This is a genomic window from Fredinandcohnia quinoae, assembly GCF_022427965.1.
In the GTDB taxonomy this organism is placed as follows: domain Bacteria; phylum Bacillota; class Bacilli; order Bacillales; family Bacillaceae_L; genus Ferdinandcohnia; species Ferdinandcohnia quinoae.
Window position 1 is genome coordinate 1 of sequence record NZ_JAKTTI010000038.1, and the last position, 18169, is coordinate 18169.

Below are 18169 nucleotides of genomic sequence, written 5' to 3' on the forward strand. Positions count from 1 at the left end.
AATGAAAAAAAACTGTAGGCAAACTCGAAAATCTTCGAGTTTGTCTACAGTCTGAGAGAGGGTAACCTCTCTTTTTTTTATTATTTAAAAATGTTACAGAAACAAATGGTTGTAACTTCTACTTGATAATCTATAATGAAAGCATACATACGAAATGATGTCTTAATACGCTCGTAGGAGGAATCTATGAATAATAAAGTTTTAGTGGTAGATGATGAACAATCAATTGTAACATTACTTCAGTATAATCTTCAGCAAGCAGGCTATGAAGTGATAACTGCAATGGATGGAGAACAAGGCTTGTATACAGCATTACAGGAACAACCCAATTTGATTATCTTAGATTTAATGCTTCCAAAACTAGATGGAATAGAAGTTTGTAAGCAACTTCGCCAGAGAAAAATGGCAGTACCTATTTTAATGTTAACTGCAAAGGATGATGAGTTCGATAAAGTATTAGGGCTTGAGTTAGGTGCAGATGATTATATGACGAAACCATTTAGTCCGAGAGAAGTTGTAGCAAGAGTGAAAGCGATTCTACGTAGAACGAATAGTAAGACAGATGAGGAAACATTAGAAAAGAATATAATCGATCGTATTACTATTGGCGATTTAAAACTAATTCCAGATTATTTTGAAGCTTATTTTAATGCAGAGAAATTAGAACTAACGCCAAAAGAATTTGAGCTTATTGTATACTTAGCAAAACATAAAGGCAGAGTATTAACAAGAGATCAACTATTAAGTGCTGTCTGGAATTATGACTTTGCAGGTGATACTAGAATTGTCGATGTTCATATAAGTCATTTGCGCGAGAAGATAGAAAGAGATCCGAAAAAACCATCAATGATTAAGACAATACGTGGGATCGGTTATAAGCTTGAGGAGCCAAAACTTGATGAATAGATTTCGCTCAAGACTTCTTTTTTCATTAATCACATTAATTATCTTCGTTTTTATAGGCCTTGGAATACTGTTAAGTCAGTTATTTAAGGGCTTTTATGATAATAATGTTAATAATATTGATGTTCTTGAAAAAATAAATCATCAAATTTGGATTTCATTAATTGTATGTCTCGTACTTGCGTTTATCGTTATTTTGTTCCTAGTCATTCGAATTACAACCATATATACGAAACCAATCGAAGAGGCTACTAAGGTTGCTAATGAATTGGCAAAAGGAAATTACCGGGCCAGAACATATGAAAATAGTACTTTAGGTCAATCAATAAATATATTAGCAGCAAATCTTGAGAAAATGACAAAGTCACACGGTATGCAGCATGACCGTTTACATACTTTAATTGAAAATATGGGCAGTGGCATTATTCTAATTGATAAGAAAGGTTATATTAATTTACTAAACCGCGCATTTAAGGAAACCTTTCAAATAGAAAATGAGAAATATGTGAATCAATTATATTATGAGGCATTTGATCAAAATGAGATTGTCTCACTTGTTGAATACATCTTTATGACAGAGGTTAATGTTAGGAGACAGCTGCGACTTCAGTTGCAAAATGAGTTGAAACATTTTGAAGTGTACGGTGCACCAATTATTGGGATTGATGATGAGTGGAAAGGGGTTGTACTCGTCTTCCACGATATTTCAGAACTTATTAAGCTTGAGCAAATACGTAGGGATTTCGTGGCCAATGTATCACATGAGCTTAAAACACCTATTACATCAATCAAAGGATTCTCTGAAACATTACTTGATGGTGCAATGAAGGACGAACAAACTCTGGAATATTTTCTTTCAATTATTTTGAAGGAAAGTGATAGACTTCAAATCCTCATACAAGATTTGTTGGATTTATCCAAAATGGAACAACATGGTTTTGCACTTAACATTCAACAAATTGATTTACAAGAGATGTTAAATGATATTTTTATGATGTTAAACAGTAAGGCGGAGCAAAAGGATATACAACTTACTTTAAATTTGAATGACGAACCAGGCGTAATTGAGGGTGATTTTGATCGACTCAAACAGGTATTTCTTAATCTTATTAATAATAGCATTACCTATACGAGTACGGCTGGAAAAGTGATAGTAAGCATTAAGGAGAAGAATGATAGTGTAAAAATCAACATCAAAGATACAGGGATTGGTATTGCAGACGACGAACTTCCTCGGATATTTGAAAGATTTTACCGAGTTGATAAAGCGAGAAGTAGGAATTCTGGTGGAACAGGATTAGGCCTTGCCATTGTAAAACACATAATTGAGGCACATCACGGTTCGATTTCAGTAGAAAGTGAAGTAGGAGTTGGAACTACCTTTACGCTTTTCTTTAGAAAAAAACTTGAAACCTTTTCATAATGGACTCGTATAAATCTATATAAATATTAAAAGGGGGACAACATGGTTAGTTTAAAGCGTATTTATACAATTGTTGGTCTATCTATTTTAGTTCTAATATTAGGTACTGTTGCGTTAACAACTTGGTATACGGTTGATGAATCTGAACAAGCTATTATTTTAACGTTTGGAAAAGCAGATGAAGGAATTACTGAACCGGGCTTGCATTTTAAGATGCCTTGGCCAATTCAAACGGTCTCAACTGTATCGAAAGAAACATATAGTTTACAATTCGGTTATGATCAAAAGAATGGTGAAATTACAGATGCTCCAGCAGATACAAAAATGATCACTGGTGATGAGAATATTGTTCTCGCAGATCTTGTAGTTCAATGGAAAATTACGGACCCTGCTAAGTTTTTATATAATTCTGAGGACCCAAGACAAATATTATACAATTCAACTTCTGCCTCTTTAAGAAGTATTATCGGAGGATCTGAAATTGACGAGGCGTTAACGTCTGGTAAGGCAGAAATAGAAGCAGATGTTAGAGATTTATTAACTACTTTAATAGCAAAATATGATATTGGGATATCAATCACTGCTGTTAAGTTACAGGATGTTGAGTTGCCGAATGAAGAGGTAAGAAAAGCTTTTACAAATGTTACCGATGCTAGAGAAACAATGAACACAAAAGTTAATGAAGCAGAAAAATATCAGAAGAAACGGGAAAATGAGGCAAAAGGTGAAAAGGAAGCTCTTATTTCACGTGCAAAGGGAGATAAGGCTGCTCGGATTGAGAAGGCGCGTGGTGATGTAGCAACATTTAACGCGTTATATGCAGAATATGTTAAATCACCAGAAATTACGAGAAAACGTCTTATTCTAGAAACACTTGATCAGGTTCTACCAAATGCAGAAATCTACATTATGAATGATGATGGAAATACAATGAAATATTTCCCGATTCGCCCATTAGAAAATCAAACACAAACACCTCCTGTAACAGAGGAAGGAAGTGAAAAGAATGGCTGATAAAGTTGTAGATTTAAATGAACAAAGAGGAAGCAATACTAGTTGGAGAAAGTATATTAAGGGTGGTATATTTTTCGTCATTCTTCTACTTCTAATCGGAATATTACTTGCAAATTTAATTATTGTAAAAGAGGGTGAATATAAGGTTATTCGCCAATTCGGTGAGGTTGTTCGAATTGATTCTTCACCAGGGCTTACATATAAGATTCCTTTCATTCAATCAGTTGAAACATTACCAAAATATCAAATGATTTATGATGTTCAAGAAGCGGAAATTAATACAAAGGATAAGAAGCGAATGATCATCGATAATTACGCTGTATGGAAGATTGAAGATCCAAAGAAGATGATCTCCAATACAAGAACGGTTGTAAATGCAGAAGCAAAATTAGATGAATTTGTCTATTCCGCTATCCGTACTGAGCTTGGACAATTAAATTATGATGAGATTATTAATGATGAGAAATCGGCACGAGGTAGTTTAAACGACCGTATCACTGAGATTGTTAATGATGTTCTAAAAAGGGACAATTATGGAATTACGGTAACAGATATTCGAATGAAACGAACTGACTTACCAGCTGAAAATGAACAATCTGTTTTTACTCGAATGATTTCTGAACGTGATACAAAAGCTCAGGAGTATTTATCAAAGGGAGATGCACAGAAGAATCAAATTGAAGCTGAAACTGATAAAGAGGTAACGGAATTGCTTGCAAAAGCTCAAGCAGAAGCGGAAATAATCCGAAGTCAAGGTGAAGGGGAAGCCGCAAAAGTTTATAATGAAGCTTTTTCTAAGGATGTAGAGTTTTATAACTTATTCCGAACATTGGAGTCATATAAAAAGACAATAAATGGTGAATCTGTTATTATACTCCCATCTGATTCACCTTATGCGAAATTATTAATGGGGTACACCGAGTAGTACATTAGGCCGCTATTTTCCATTCTGTTCATGAACATGCTAAAATGAACAGTAGGAAAATACGGCCTTTACTGATTTATAGGGGAGGAATTTGCTTGGATAAAAAAATTGTGTTAATTGATGGAAATAGTATCGCTTATCGTGCATTTTTTGCATTGCCATTGTTGAGTAATGACAAGGGGATTCATACAAATGCCATTTATGGATTTACGATGATGCTTATGAGAATACTAGAGCAGGAAAAACCTAGCCATATATTAGTTGCCTTTGATGCTGGGAAGACGACATTTAGACATCAAACATTCAATGAATATAAGGGTGGACGCCAGAAAACACCACCAGAACTTTCAGAACAATTTCCATTTATTAGAGAATTATTGGATGCTTATAAAATTGCAAGATATGAACTAGAAAATTATGAAGCTGACGATATTATTGGCACACTGTCACTTCTAGCAGAAAAAGAGGGTTATAATGTAAAGATTATTTCTGGTGATAAGGATTTAACCCAGCTTGCATCTGAGAATATTACGGTCGATATAACAAAAAAGGGCATAACTGATGTTGATTCATATACTCCTGAATTTATTATGGAGAAATACGGAATCACACCAGAACGAATCATTGATATGAAAGGTCTTATGGGGGATAATTCGGATAATATTCCAGGTGTACCGGGAGTTGGAGAAAAGACAGCACTTAAGCTTTTAAAGGAATTTGGGACTTTAGAAGAGCTTCTAGCTTCCCTTGATAAAGTAGGCGGAGCCAAACTAAAGGAAAAGCTGGTGGAAAATAAAGAACAGGCGGAAATGAGTAAGCAGCTTGCCACTATTCATCGAGAAGCACCTATTGGAATCACGATACCCGATATTGAATATGACGGGTACGATAATCAGAAGCTCAATTATTTGTTTAAAGAATTAGGATTTAATTCATTGCTTGATAAAATCGAAGGTTATGAAGAAGAAATATTAACTCTTGAAGATATTGATTATCAAATGGTATCTGACATTTCGAATGAAATGCTTATAGACCAGTCTACTTTAATTGTTGAAGTAATGGATGAAAGCTATCATCAAGCCGAAGTACAAGGCTTCGCAATTGTCAATGAAAATGGCAATTATTATATTTCTACGGAGCTTGCACTGAAATCAGATGAATTTAAATCGTGGGCAAAGGATCATTCAAAGAAGAAAACGGTGTTCGATGGCAAAAAATCAATTGTTGCACTGCGTTGGAAAGGCATTGAGTTAAATGGAATTGATTTTGATTGTTTAATTGCTTCCTATATATTAAATCCATCAGATTCAACTGAAGACATAGCTGCTATAGCTAAAATAAAAGGATTTACTAATCTTCAATCAGATGAAGTAGTGTTTGGAAAAGGTGCAAAACGGAGTATCCCTGAACAAAATATTTTAGCAGAGCATCTTGTCAGAAAAGCAGTTATTTTATCTGAATTGAAGGATGTTTTTACAAGGGAGTTGCAAGAAAATGAGCAACTAGATTTATTTACTGATTTGGAAATGCCGTTATCACTCATCCTAGCTGATATGGAATCAAAAGGTGTAAAGGTAGATGTTGACCGTTTAAAAGCGATGGGGGAAGAGTTAAGAGAAAGACTGCAACAACTTGAGCAAAGCATTTTTGAATTAGCGGGTGAGGCATTTAACATTAATTCGCCTAAACAGCTTGGAGTGATCCTATTTGAAAAATTAAATTTGCCTATTTATAAGAAGACAAAGACAGGCTATTCTACCTCTGCGGATGTTCTAGAAAGACTAGCGAGCGAGCATGACATTATTGAGCAAATTTTGAATTATCGCCAAATAGGAAAACTTCAATCAACGTATATTGAAGGATTACTCAAGGTTGTTCATGAAGATACATGCAAAGTCCACACAAGGTTCCAGCAAGCATTGACGCAAACAGGTCGACTAAGTTCGACGGACCCGAATTTGCAAAACATCCCAATCCGGCTTGAGGAAGGTCGAAAAATTAGGCAAGCATTTATACCATCAAGAAAGGATTGGTTAATATTTGCAGCTGATTATTCACAGATTGAATTAAGAGTTCTCGCACATATCGCAAATGATGAGAACTTAATTGAAGCTTTCACTCATGATTTAGATGTTCATACGAAGACTGCGATGGATGTATTCCATGTAAATGAAGAAGAAGTAACTTCGAATATGCGCCGACAAGCTAAGGCAGTTAATTTCGGGATTGTATATGGAATAAGTGATTTTGGGCTATCTCAAAATTTAGGGATTACTCGAAAGGAAGCAGGTCTTTTTATTGAACGTTATTTTAGAAGTTTCCCTGGTGTGAAGAATTATATGGATGATATTGTCCAAGAGGCGAAACAAAAGGGGTATGTCACAACTTTATTGCAACGGAGAAGATATCTTCCGGAAATTACGGCTCGAAACTTCAATGTACGTAGCTTTGCAGAAAGAACTGCCATGAATACCCCTATTCAAGGGAGCGCAGCAGATATTATTAAAAAAGCAATGATTGACATGGCAGATCGTCTAGAGAAAGAGAATCTGCAAACAAGATTACTCTTGCAAGTACATGATGAACTTATCTTTGAAGCACCAGAAGAGGAGATTGACATTTTAAAAGTAATTGTTCCTGATGTAATGGAGAACGCAATCTCACTTAAAGTGCCATTGAAGGTAGATTACGCATACGGTAGAACTTGGTATGATGCAAAATAAATAAATAAATAAATAAATACAAGGATTTGAATGGAAGTGGAAAGATGCCAGAGTTGCCAGAGGTCGAAACGGTACGAAGAACGTTAACACAACTAGTTAATGGTAAAACAATTCAGAAAGTAACCGTATTATGGGCGAAAATGATAAAAAAACCTGAAGAAGTTGAACAATTCACTGATGCATTATTGGGTCAAACAATTCAAGACGTCGAGCGGAGAGGTAAGTTTTTAAAGTTTATTTTGGATGATTATGTGTTAGTTTCTCATCTAAGGATGGAAGGTAGATATGGATTATATAAAAATGAGGAGTCATATGACAAACATACCCATGTATTGTTTGCATTTACTGATGGAACAGAGCTTAGATACCGTGATGTAAGGAAATTTGGCACATTCCATCTGTTTAAAAAGGGTGAAGAAGAAACAGTACTTCCTCTTTCACAGCTTGGACCTGAACCTTTTTCATCGGACTTCACCGAAAAAAGATTGCAAGAACAATTAGCAAAAACAAATCGAAAAATAAAGGTTGCGTTACTTGATCAAAAAATTGTTGTCGGCCTAGGTAATATTTATGTTGATGAAGCATTATTTCGAGCTGGGATATACCCGGAGAGAGAAGCAAATTCGCTTAAAAAGAGTGAAATCAAAAGATTGTATCAACAAATCGTACAAACCCTTCAAGAAGCAGTTGATAAAGGCGGAAGTACAATTAGGTCGTATGTTAATACTCAAGGTGAAATTGGCATGTTTCAATTAGAGCTCTTTGTTTATGGTCAAAAGGGTGAAGCGTGTAAAAAATGTGGAACATCTATTGAGAAAAAGGTTGTTGGTGGAAGAGGTACACATTATTGCCCTAGCTGTCAAAAAATGTAGTACCAATGTAGGTTGCTTTTGGACATGTCACATTAAATAGGCTCCATCCATATACTATCGTAGCAAATGATAGGAAGGAGTCTCAATTTGATGTCTCAACATGTATCACTCATTTTATTAGCATTTGCAGTAAGTTTGGATGGCTTTAGTGTTGGTTTTACGTATGGGATGAGAAAGATTAAAATTCCATTCATCTCAATTATTACAATCGCTTGTTGTTCAGCATTAGTATTAATGATTTCGATGGGACTGGGACAATCTATTGCCTCATTCTTATCACCATTAATCGCAGAAAAGATTGGTGGTGTAGTACTTGTTTTGATTGGTGCGTGGGTACTATATCAATTTTTTCGTACAACTGCTCAAACGACTGAAGTGAATGAAGAAAAACTTTTAGTTAAGGTTGAAATTAAATCATTAGGGCTAGTTATAAATATATTAAAAAAGCCAATGGTGGCAGACTTTGATAAATCAGGAACAATTACAGGACTTGAAGCCTTCATGTTAGGTTTAGCATTGTCATTAGATGCTTTTGGTGCAGGAATTGGTGCAGCACTTTTAGGGCTTTCTCCATGGATTATGGCAGTAATTGTCGCTATTATGAGTTCCTTGTTTCTGTTTATTGGTATGAAAAGTGGAACTTTTTTTTCAAAAATAAAATGGGTTCAGAAGTTTTCATTTTTACCAGGAATCTTATTAATTGTGATCGGAATCTGGAAATTTTAAATAAGGAGTTATGTATAATTGGCTTTAGTAATTGGATTAACAGGTGGAATTGCTAGTGGAAAAAGCACTGTATCAAATTTGCTTAAAAAAATGGGAATAGTTGTGATCGATGCTGATATTATCGCACGGGATGTAGTGGAAATAGGTCGGGAAGCTTATTATCAAATTATAGAAGCTTTTGGACCCGATATACTACTACCCGATAAAGCAATAGATCGTGTAAAACTAGGCTCAATTGTTTTCCGAGATGAGAAAAAAAGAAGACTTCTTAACGGAATTGTTCATCCAGCTGTTCGGAGGCAAATGTTACGGGAAAAGGATAATTGGATTACAGAAGGCGAGACAGTAATCATTATGGATATTCCGTTATTATTTGAAAGCAAATTAACATCGATTGTTGACAGAACACTTCTTGTATATGTTGATGCTGATAAACAATTAACAAGGCTTATGGCCCGTAACAATTTTAATCAAGAGGCGGCAGAGGCACGTATTAACTCGCAAATGCCACTAATAGACAAGATTTCTCTTGCAGATGCAGTAATTTATAATAATGGCACGGTTGAAGAAACAAAAAAGCAAATTGAAGAGATTCTAAAAAAATGGGATATCTCTATATAAAGGATTATTTAATAAACCTCATTTCATTATGAATGAGGTTTATTTATGTCGATTTTTAAATAAAATATCAACTTTTACGAAATTAATTCATTTATAGTATTACAGTTTCGTTTTAATGTGTTATACTAAATATACATTTTCAGATTTTAAGTATAACATATATCTTGGAGGGGTTTTTAAAATGAAGCCAAGAATCGCTATTAATGGATTTGGACGTATTGGAAGAATGGTATTTAGAAATGCGATTTTAGATGACTCTCTACAAATAGTCGCAATTAATGCAAGCTATCCTGCTGATACGTTAGCTCATTTAATTAAATATGATACAAATCATGGAAGGTTCGAAGGTGATGTTAAAGCCGAGGAAAATTCTCTTATTGTAAATGGTAAGCGTATTCAGCTTGTTAGCTCTCGCAATCCACTCGAACTTCCATGGGGAAAATATGATATAGATATTGTGATTGAGGCAACAGGGAAATTTAATTCAAAGGAAAAAGCGAGCTTGCACTTACAAGCTGGGGCAAAAAAGGTTATCTTAACGGCTCCGGGAAAAAATGAAGATGTGACAATCGTTATGGGTGTTAATGAAGACAAATATGATCCGAACGAGCATGATATTATTTCAAATGCATCATGTACTACAAATTGCTTAGCGCCAGTTGCAAAGGTGTTACATGAGCAATTTGGGATTGAAAATGGATTAATGACAACGATTCATGCCTATACAAATGATCAAATGAATATTGACAATCCTCATAAGGACTTAAGAAGAGCTCGTGCATGTGCACAATCCATTATTCCAACATCAACTGGTGCAGCAAAGGCCCTTTCATTAGTTTTACCTGAATTGAAGGGAAAGCTTCACGGGATGGCATTACGAGTTCCAACACCGAATGTTTCTTTAGTTGATTTGGTTGTTGATTTAAAGCGAGATGTGACAATTGATGAAATAAATGATGCATTTATTACTGCTTCAAAGGGTGCGATGCATGGAATCCTTGAGTTTACAACTGAACCACTTGTGTCGGTAGATTTTAATACGAATCCGCATTCTTCAATTATTGATGGTTTGTCAACGATGATGATTGCTGATCGAAAGGTAAAAGTATTAGCTTGGTATGATAATGAATGGGGATATTCATGTAGAGTTGTTGATCTAGTGAAATATGTGGGATTTCAAATTGAAAAAAAAGTAGAAGTTAAAGTAGGATAGGCTTATAGTGGCTAGAAAAAAATGCTCTTCTCATATGGGAAGAGCTATATTTATGATTTTAGCATTGCAAAAAGATACTAAACAAAGTATACTAAAAATCGTGAACTTCTTAAAGTTAACGCTTTTTAGCTACTTAAAGGGTTAGGACCTCTTTGGACTAACTTTCCCCCGTGGTAGTTATGCACAGCAATATGCAAAGAATTCACAAAGGATACTATGTAAAGGGGGATCCATAAATATGGAAACAATGGGACGTCATGTAATCTCAGAATTATGGGGTTGCGATTATAAAAAACTAAATGATATTGAAGGAATTGAGCGAACATTCGTTCAAGCAGCACTGAAATCTGGTGCAGAAGTACGTGAGGTAGCTTTTCATAAATTTGCACCCCATGGAGTTAGTGGAGTAGTTATTATCTCTGAATCACATTTAACAATACATAGCTTTCCAGAGCATGGCTATGCGAGTATTGATGTTTACACATGTGGTAATTTAGATCCAAATATTGCAGCAGATTATATTGCTGAAGCTCTTGGTGCACAAACGCGCGAGAATATGGAACTACCTCGTGGGATGGGGCCAGTACAAGTTAAGCCATCACAAGTAAAAATACTTTAAAAATAAACAAGAATCGACTAAAATAGAAAGAGGTGTATAATTACACCTCTTTTTATATTACATAAAATATTGGAAAAATTCATATAAAGGGACTGATTAATAAATGGGATTTAAACAAACATTTCAAATGCTAACGACTTCTCATAGCGAAACAAGTGATAATCATTGGGACGAGCTTTTAAAAAGTCATTATTATAAATCAACTAATAAAAAGACGATCGATGCAGTAAAGTCAGTGATAGAGGGATTAGATGGTTATCATATCACTTCTATTTCTGAGGAACGCGGTGAGATGAGTGTTTCTGTTAAAAAGAGAAAAAAGGCATTTGTGGTTGTTACAATTATTTCAGTGAGACCCTTTGAAACAGCTGTTGATTTTGCGGTTTCTACAGATACGAAAGTTTTGCCGACTGATTTTGGGTTTAGCAGAAAAGTTATTAAGGAATTATATGAAAATCTTGATAAAGCTTTAACCTTTATTGGAACTGGAGCTAGAAAGTAAATAACTTTTACAAAATACTTGTACAATAAATTTCTTTCTTATAAGATTAATTTATATAATAACTATTTCCGACTTATTAAACATCCTATAAGGAGAGATAGGAGGTTAATCGTATGAAATGCCCAACTTGTCAGCATAATGGAACAAGAGTACTGGATTCTCGTCCAGTTGATGAAGGACGTGCGATTAGAAGACGGCGTGAATGTGAAGCGTGTCAATTTCGTTTCACTACATTTGAAAAAGTAGAAGAAATTCCTTTAATTGTTGTTAAAAAAGAAGGAACAAGGGAAGAATTCAGTAGAGAAAAGATGCTGAGAGGACTAATTAAAGCATGTGAAAAGAGACCTGTTACCTTAAAACAGTTAGAAGATATCACACATGAGGTCGAAAAAGAACTTCGTAATCAAGGAATATCTGAAGTGAAAAGTGATACAATTGGTGAATTTGTTATGAATCATCTAGCTGGGGTTGACGAGGTAGCATATGTTCGATTTGCTTCAGTCTATCGTCAGTTTAAGGATATAAATGTTTTTATTGATGAACTTAAGGAATTAATAAAAAAAGAACGCTAAAAAAGAGCTTAAAGATAAATGATTAAGCTCTTTTTTCATATAAAATACGTGTTCAAAAAGAAGGCTTTGATGAAATGGAACATTGGAATTTACTACCGGTAGATCGCTATCAGGTTCATACTGCTGATTTATTACACGATTACGATCGTAAAGTATTAACATTATTATATCAACCCTTAATTGGCTCGAAGGCTTATAGTTTATACATGACTTTGTGGAGTGAGTTAGAGCAGAATCGTCTTTGGGGAGAGGAAAATACTCACCATAGTTTAATGGCGATTTTACAAAGTAACTTAAAGGGGATTTATCAAGAGAGGCTTAAACTAGAAGGGATTGGGCTCTTAAAGTCATATGTCAAATTAGAGAATGATTCTCGAAGCTTTGTATATGAACTTCAAGCACCTTTATCACCAGGGCGATTTTTTACTGATGGGGTGCTTAATATCTATTTATATAATCGGCTTGGAAAAAATAAATTTATGAAGCTGAAACGATTTTTCTCAGACTTTGAGCTTGATTTAGAAACATACCAACCGATTACAAAAACATTTAATGAAGTTTTTGTATCTGTAAAAGCTACACAAATGGTTTCAAATATGAATGAAGAAACAGAGCGTAGTCTTGAGATTGAACAAGATAATGAGTATGCTGTAAGAAAAGAAAGCACGAATTTAACGATCGATGATTCTGTTTTTGACTTTGATTTATTTTTTGCAGGAATATCTGATGTTATGATTCCTAAGAAATCAATCACTCTAAAAGTTAAGGAAGCAATTAAGAAGCTCTCATTCCTTTATGGAATTAATCCAATCGAGATGCAAGGGATCGTCATGAGTGCGTTAGATCCTACAGAAGCTATAGATATTGAAAAATTGAGGATAGCAGCAAGAGATTGGTACCAGATTGAAAATGGCAATGAGCTTCCTAAATTAAGTGAAAGACTTCAGCCAGTTTCGAATCGAACAATGATGAATGAAACTCCGAAGACAAAAGAAGAAGAGTTAATTAAGCAGCTTGAATTAGTATCTCCAAAACAACTTCTAACCGAAATATCAGGTGGTGCAGCCCCTTCAACTGCTGATTTAAAGATTGTTGAAGATGTCATGTTTCGGCAAAAGTTATTGCCAGGTGTCGTGAATGTACTTATTCATTATGTGATGTTAAGGACAGACATGAAGCTTACGAAATCATATGTTGAAAAACTAGCAAGCCATTGGGCAAGAAAAGAAATTACAACAGTAAGGGCTGCGATGGAACTTGCGAAGCAGGAACATCGTCAATATCAAGATTGGGCAACCGGTAAAAAAGAGAGCACAACTAAAAAGAAGCCAATCCGGAAGGAATTATTACCTGAGTGGTTAAAACAAGAAGATGGTAGTAAGGAAAAAATTGAAAGAAAGACGCATAATCCAGCATTTGAGGAAGAAAAGCGTAAAATTGAAGAAAGAATAAAGAAAATGAGTAAGTAGTTATATGATGGTGGTGAAAAAATGAAGCCTGTCCAAGATTCTTTAAAAAAATTGGCGAATAATGCAAACTTCCAACAGCAGTATGAAAAAATAAAACATGAAGTATTAAACAATCCTCAAATTAGAAGCTTTCTTAATGACCACCGAGATGAAATTACGAATGAAATGATTAATCGAAGTCTTGTGAAGCTCTATGAGTTCATAGGTCAAAGTAAGAATTGTGATCAATGTGCTAGCTTGGATCAGTGTAAAAATATGCTGAAAGGTTACCATCCACATCTTAAAATAACCGGAAAAAATATTGATGTACAATATGAACCTTGTTCCAATAAATTGATACATGATGAACAAATGAAGTTTAAATCACTCATTAAGAGTGTATATATACCAAATGATATCCTACATGCAACTTTCAATCGATTTGAGGTAGATGAGGATAGACAAATTGCGATTACAGCAGCTTTGGATTTTGTAGATAAATACGAACCAGGAAAGAGAATTCCAGCTATTTATTATCATGGGCCATTTGGAACAGGTAAAACGTATTTACTTGGAGCAATCGCAAATAAGCTAGCGGAAAAAAACATTGCCTCTATGCTTGTGTATGTTCCAGAATTTATGAGAGAGCTAAAAGGGGCAATCCAGAATCAAACATTAAATGAAAAATTAGAAGCGGTTAAAAGGGTGCCGGTATTGATGCTCGATGATATTGGTGCAGAATCGATGTCAAGTTGGGCAAGGGACGAGGTACTTGGAACAATTCTTCAATTTAGGATGTTAGAAAACTTACCAACCTTTTTCACATCGAATTTTGATTTGAAGGAGCTTGAACATCATTTATCTTACTCACAACGTGGTGAAGAAGAAAAGGTGAAAGCAGCAAGAATCATGGAACGGATAAAATATTTAGCAAAACCTATAGAGCTTCGTGGTGAAAATCGAAGGTATTAAAAGGGCTATTTCTCGATTGAGGAATGGCTTTTTTTCTTATTCTAAAGTTGTCCTATCACCCATATACATAGAAACAGGGTATGGTGAAATGGGGGGACTAGCTTGATTGAAATCTACTTTCAAGAAACCTTAGATGCTAATAAAATATATATGAGCATATGTGCTCGAGCTCAAGCATTTTCTATAAATTACATAAGAGTTTCATATGATCGTGCAAATGTAGTATCTATTTTTATTGCTAAAAAAAATCAATATGTTTTACGCTCCGTTATTATTCCTGCATTAACCGAATATATCATACAGAATAAAGAGGATGAATGGATTCTCTCGATGATAGAAACCATTTTTTACTTTACTGATTATGATGAGAAGAAGCAAATATTAGAAATAGCAAAATCATTGCTTGATGGGAATTCTCCTGATATTCCGATTGTTCCAGATAGTATTCCAAGAGAACAAGTAATTGCAGAAATACTATCAGGTTTTTTAAAAGAACCAATATCATTTTCGTTTGAGTCGTTTTTGAAGTTTAGGCTTAGATCATACACAGAAAACCTTTTACACATTGTTGAGCTCGCAATTGATGAGTACAAATTAGAGCAAGAATATCAAGCGTTTGTACAGGGATTAAGAGATTTTACTGTTGATCGTGAGTCGAAGCTGGAACAGATACATATTCTCCATGATGGACATTTTACCTTTTATAACAATCAATTTTTAGAAATTGCTCGTGAAGAATTAATTAAACTAATTGATCGAAAACTTATTTTACGACAGCCAATGTATATTGACTCAACTGTATTGGCTCCATTAGTTTCAATCGCGCCAAAGTCGATTTTTATTTACACGAATGATGTGGATAATGGAATGGTTCAAACGATTGTTAATGTTTTTTTAGAAAAGGTAAACATTTATTCAATGAATTATTTTGAGCAATTAAAGCTAAAAAAACTTTCTAAATAAAACATCATGACCCTTGATTTCATTTTCAATAAAGACTATAATCGTACATATTATAAGAAAAGATGTACATCTTATAATCATATGATAAAAAGTTATGATGAGGACATGATCGTATTTTTACGGTTTAAAGAGAGGGAAGGCAAGGCTGGAACCTTCCTAACACGAATTATACATTACCACCTCTAAACTTCAGTAGTGAACCTTTGAATCCAAAGCAGTAATTGCTGACGGTAATTACCGTTACTTAAATCTTGAGCCATGAATGACAAAGTGGAGATTGCGAGTTTATCATTTGTCGTCATGGAAACAAGGGTGGAACCACGTGTATTCAGATACTCGTCCCTTTTTATAGGGATGGGTATTTTTTATTTTCAAAAAAAATGAAGGAGTGACGATGATGTCAGATGCAGTAAAAATCACATTCCCAGATGGAGCAGTGAAGGAGTTTCCAAAAGGAACAACAACAGAAGATATTGCCGGATCAATTAGCCCTGGACTTAAGAAAAAGTCGATAGCGGGTAAGTTTAATGGACAATTAATTGACTTACGCACACCAATCCATGAAGATGGAGAAATCGCGATTGTTACCCAAGACAATGACGAAGCATTAGAAATTATGCGCCACAGCTCAGCCCATCTTATGGCACAAGCTATTAAGCGTCTATACAAAGATGTTAAGCTAGGTGTTGGGCCTGTAATTGAAAATGGCTTCTACTATGATATTGATATGGAGCAATCATTAACTCCAGAGGATCTCCCAGCAATTGAAAAAGAGATGAAAAAAATCATCAATGAAAATCTTGATATCATCCGAGTAGAAGTTCCGCGTGATGAAGCAATCAAAAAATTCAGCGAGATTGGTGATAATCTAAAGCTTGAATTAATTGAAGCTATACCTGCAGAAGAAGTTGTCTCAATCTATGAGCAAGGTGAATTCTTTGACCTTTGCCGTGGAATACATGTTCCTTCAACAGGAAAAATAAAAGAATTTAAACTATTAAGTATTGCGGGCGCGTATTGGCGCGGCGATAGTAAGAATAAAATGCTCCAACGTATTTACGGAACAGCATTCTTCAAAAAGGCTGATCTTGATGAGCATCTTCGTCTATTAGAAGAAGCAAAGGAAAGAGATCATCGCAAACTAGGAAAAGAACTAAGCTTGTTTACAAACTCTCAATTAGTTGGACAAGGTCTCCCATTATGGCTGCCAAAAGGTGCAACAATTCGTCGAGTCGTTGAAAGATATATTGTTGATAAAGAAGTGAGTCTTGGGTATGACCATGTATACACTCCAATCATGGGAAGCGTTGATTTATATAAAACTTCAGGTCACTGGGCACATTACCAAGAGGATATGTTCCCTGTAATGGATATGGATAATGAGCAGCTTGTTCTTCGTCCAATGAACTGTCCACACCATATGATGGTGTATAAAAACGGAATCCATAGCTATCGCGAGTTACCAATTCGTATTGCTGAATTAGGGACAATGCATCGTTATGAAATGAGTGGTGCTCTATCAGGTCTCCAACGTGTTCGTGGAATGACATTAAATGATGCACATATCTTTGTCAGACCTGACCAAATTAAAGAAGAATTCATTCGAGTAGTAAACTTAATATTAGAAGTATATAAAGATTTCAATCTGAATGATTATAGCTTCCGTCTCTCTTATCGTGATCCAGCAGATAAAGAAAAATATTTTGATGATGATGCTATGTGGGAAAAAGCACAGGCAATGTTAAAGGATGCGATGGATGATCTTGGTCTTGATTACTTTGAAGCAGAGGGTGAAGCAGCATTCTATGGTCCGAAGCTAGATGTTCAAGTCCGTACTGCATTAGGTAAAGATGAGACATTATCTACTGTTCAACTTGACTTCTTGTTACCGGAACGATTTGATCTGACTTATGTAGGTGAAGATGGTAAGCAGCATCGTCCAGTTGTTATTCACCGTGGTGTCGTTTCAACGATGGAACGTTTTGTTGCATTTTTAATTGAGGAATACAAGGGTGCATTCCCGACATGGCTAGCACCTGTACAAGTACAAGTGATTCCGGTATCTCCAGATATTCATTTCGACTATGCGAAGCAAGTTCAAGAAAAATTAAAAGCACAAGGAATCCGTGTTGAACTTGATAGCCGTAATGAAAAAATCGGCTACAAAATTCGAGAAGCACAAATGCTTAAAATCCCGTATATGCTTGTTCTAGGTGATAATGAAATTCAAGAAAATGCTGTTAATGTACGTAAATACGGAGAGCAAAAGTCAGAAACAGTACCTTTTGACGATTTCTTAAATGCTTTAATCAATGAAGTAAAAAGATAAAAAAATATATCTTGAATTAGTATCAAGTATCTGTTAAAATAAATTTTGTCTTGCTTTAATAATAAATATACGACTTGACAGTTTTGTTAGGTAATGATATAGTTCTATAGGTAAATTGAATACTTGTTTGAGTAAAGTAGAAGCACCCGCTTCTCACCTGATTGACGCAAATTGCAGTTGGTAGGTATTACGTTCATTTTTCTTTTGTATGAATGAAATGTAAAAGTGTGGGTGTCATGTACATTCACACTTTTTTGTTTGTCACGAAACCTGTAAATGCGTAGATGGAATCATCAAACGAAGCTATTCATAAAGTAAACTAAGTGATTGCCAAGCCATACTGG

Annotated in this window: 16 protein-coding genes and 2 other annotated features; all 16 genes read left to right on the forward strand. The window is 34.9% G+C overall.

What is annotated here, in order from left to right; genetic code table 11:
* Positions 1-186 precede the first annotated feature (186 nt).
* The 16 genes from MJG50_RS18295 to thrS all read left to right on the forward strand — a co-directional run bounded on the left by MJG50_RS18295 (position 187) and on the right by thrS (position 17825).
* Positions 187-906: a response regulator transcription factor gene (locus MJG50_RS18295; protein ID WP_240257210.1), complete on the forward strand. Its 720-nt coding sequence runs from the start codon at positions 187-189 to the stop codon at positions 904-906.
* Entirely contained in the window at positions 899-2326 is a 1428-nt protein-coding gene (pnpS, locus tag MJG50_RS18300) for a two-component system histidine kinase PnpS (RefSeq protein ID WP_240257211.1), read from the forward strand. Before MJG50_RS18295 ends, pnpS begins: the two co-directional genes overlap by 8 nt.
* 42 nt (positions 2327-2368) lie before the next feature.
* On the forward strand, positions 2369-3340 hold the full coding sequence (gene hflK, locus MJG50_RS18305; RefSeq protein WP_240257212.1) for an FtsH protease activity modulator HflK: 972 nt from the start codon (positions 2369-2371) through the stop codon (positions 3338-3340).
* Positions 3333-4265 (forward strand): protease modulator HflC, encoded by a 933-nt coding sequence (hflC, locus tag MJG50_RS18310; RefSeq protein ID WP_240257213.1) that lies wholly within the window; start codon positions 3333-3335, stop codon positions 4263-4265. The genes hflK and hflC overlap by 8 nt, the downstream gene beginning before the upstream one ends.
* Before the next feature lie 95 nt (positions 4266-4360).
* The gene (polA, locus tag MJG50_RS18315; protein WP_240257214.1) at positions 4361-6988 is read left to right on the forward strand and encodes a DNA polymerase I; all 2628 of its coding nucleotides are present in this window, start codon (positions 4361-4363) and stop codon (positions 6986-6988) included.
* A gap of 44 nt (positions 6989-7032) precedes the next feature.
* On the forward strand, positions 7033-7860 hold the full coding sequence (gene mutM / locus MJG50_RS18320; protein WP_240257215.1) for a DNA-formamidopyrimidine glycosylase: 828 nt from the start codon (positions 7033-7035) through the stop codon (positions 7858-7860).
* A gap of 90 nt (positions 7861-7950) precedes the next feature.
* Complete coding sequence (ytaF, locus tag MJG50_RS18325; RefSeq protein WP_240257216.1) at positions 7951-8586, forward strand: sporulation membrane protein YtaF; 636 nt, start codon at positions 7951-7953, stop codon at positions 8584-8586.
* A gap of 18 nt (positions 8587-8604) precedes the next feature.
* Entirely contained in the window at positions 8605-9207 is a 603-nt protein-coding gene (coaE, locus tag MJG50_RS18330) for a dephospho-CoA kinase (protein WP_240257217.1), read from the forward strand.
* Between the two features lie 181 nt (positions 9208-9388).
* Entirely contained in the window at positions 9389-10420 is a 1032-nt protein-coding gene (locus MJG50_RS18335; protein ID WP_240257218.1) for a glyceraldehyde-3-phosphate dehydrogenase, read from the forward strand.
* Positions 10421-10658: 238 nt separating this feature from the next.
* On the forward strand, positions 10659-11039 hold the full coding sequence (speD, locus tag MJG50_RS18340) for an adenosylmethionine decarboxylase (protein ID WP_240257219.1): 381 nt from the start codon (positions 10659-10661) through the stop codon (positions 11037-11039).
* A 103-nt stretch (positions 11040-11142) separates the two neighbouring features.
* Positions 11143-11541 carry a cytosolic protein gene (locus tag MJG50_RS18345; protein ID WP_240257220.1) on the forward strand — a complete coding sequence of 133 codons (399 nt, stop codon included), beginning with the start codon at positions 11143-11145 and terminating at the stop codon, positions 11539-11541.
* 113 nt (positions 11542-11654) lie between these two features.
* Positions 11655-12113: a transcriptional regulator NrdR gene (gene nrdR, locus MJG50_RS18350; protein ID WP_240257221.1), complete on the forward strand. Its 459-nt coding sequence runs from the start codon at positions 11655-11657 to the stop codon at positions 12111-12113.
* A 74-nt stretch (positions 12114-12187) separates the two neighbouring features.
* A complete protein-coding gene (locus MJG50_RS18355; RefSeq protein WP_240257222.1) occupies positions 12188-13582 on the forward strand; it encodes a replication initiation and membrane attachment family protein in 1395 nt (464 codons plus the stop codon).
* Between the two features lie 21 nt (positions 13583-13603).
* Positions 13604-14533 (forward strand): primosomal protein DnaI, encoded by a 930-nt coding sequence (gene dnaI, locus MJG50_RS18360; RefSeq protein WP_240257223.1) that lies wholly within the window; start codon positions 13604-13606, stop codon positions 14531-14533.
* A gap of 102 nt (positions 14534-14635) precedes the next feature.
* Positions 14636-15496: a putative sporulation protein YtxC gene (gene ytxC, locus MJG50_RS18365; protein ID WP_240257224.1), complete on the forward strand. Its 861-nt coding sequence runs from the start codon at positions 14636-14638 to the stop codon at positions 15494-15496.
* A gap of 85 nt (positions 15497-15581) precedes the next feature.
* Positions 15582-15843: a binding site (T-box leader), on the forward strand.
* A gap of 50 nt (positions 15844-15893) precedes the next feature.
* Positions 15894-17825 carry a threonine--tRNA ligase gene (gene thrS / locus MJG50_RS18370; protein ID WP_240257225.1) on the forward strand — a complete coding sequence of 644 codons (1932 nt, stop codon included), beginning with the start codon at positions 15894-15896 and terminating at the stop codon, positions 17823-17825.
* A gap of 128 nt (positions 17826-17953) precedes the next feature.
* Positions 17954-18087, forward strand: a sequence feature (ribosomal protein L20 leader region).
* Positions 18088-18169: the final 82 nt, after the last annotated feature.

Coding starts and splice junctions, on each gene's coding strand:
- MJG50_RS18345 (WP_240257220.1), top strand. CDS start 11,143: ATGGGATTTAAACAAACATTTCAAATGCTAACGACTTCTCATAGCGAA.
- speD (WP_240257219.1), top strand. CDS start 10,659: ATGGAAACAATGGGACGTCATGTAATCTCAGAATTATGGGGTTGCGAT.
- dnaI (WP_240257223.1), top strand. CDS start 13,604: ATGAAGCCTGTCCAAGATTCTTTAAAAAAATTGGCGAATAATGCAAAC.
- mutM (WP_240257215.1), top strand. CDS start 7,033: ATGCCAGAGTTGCCAGAGGTCGAAACGGTACGAAGAACGTTAACACAA.
- MJG50_RS18335 (WP_240257218.1), top strand. CDS start 9,389: ATGAAGCCAAGAATCGCTATTAATGGATTTGGACGTATTGGAAGAATG.
- ytaF (WP_240257216.1), top strand. CDS start 7,951: ATGTCTCAACATGTATCACTCATTTTATTAGCATTTGCAGTAAGTTTG.
- thrS (WP_240257225.1), top strand. CDS start 15,894: ATGTCAGATGCAGTAAAAATCACATTCCCAGATGGAGCAGTGAAGGAG.
- MJG50_RS18295 (WP_240257210.1), top strand. CDS start 187: ATGAATAATAAAGTTTTAGTGGTAGATGATGAACAATCAATTGTAACA.
- MJG50_RS18355 (WP_240257222.1), top strand. CDS start 12,188: ATGGAACATTGGAATTTACTACCGGTAGATCGCTATCAGGTTCATACT.
- hflC (WP_240257213.1), top strand. CDS start 3,333: ATGGCTGATAAAGTTGTAGATTTAAATGAACAAAGAGGAAGCAATACT.
- nrdR (WP_240257221.1), top strand. CDS start 11,655: ATGAAATGCCCAACTTGTCAGCATAATGGAACAAGAGTACTGGATTCT.
- hflK (WP_240257212.1), top strand. CDS start 2,369: ATGGTTAGTTTAAAGCGTATTTATACAATTGTTGGTCTATCTATTTTA.
- pnpS (WP_240257211.1), top strand. CDS start 899: ATGAATAGATTTCGCTCAAGACTTCTTTTTTCATTAATCACATTAATT.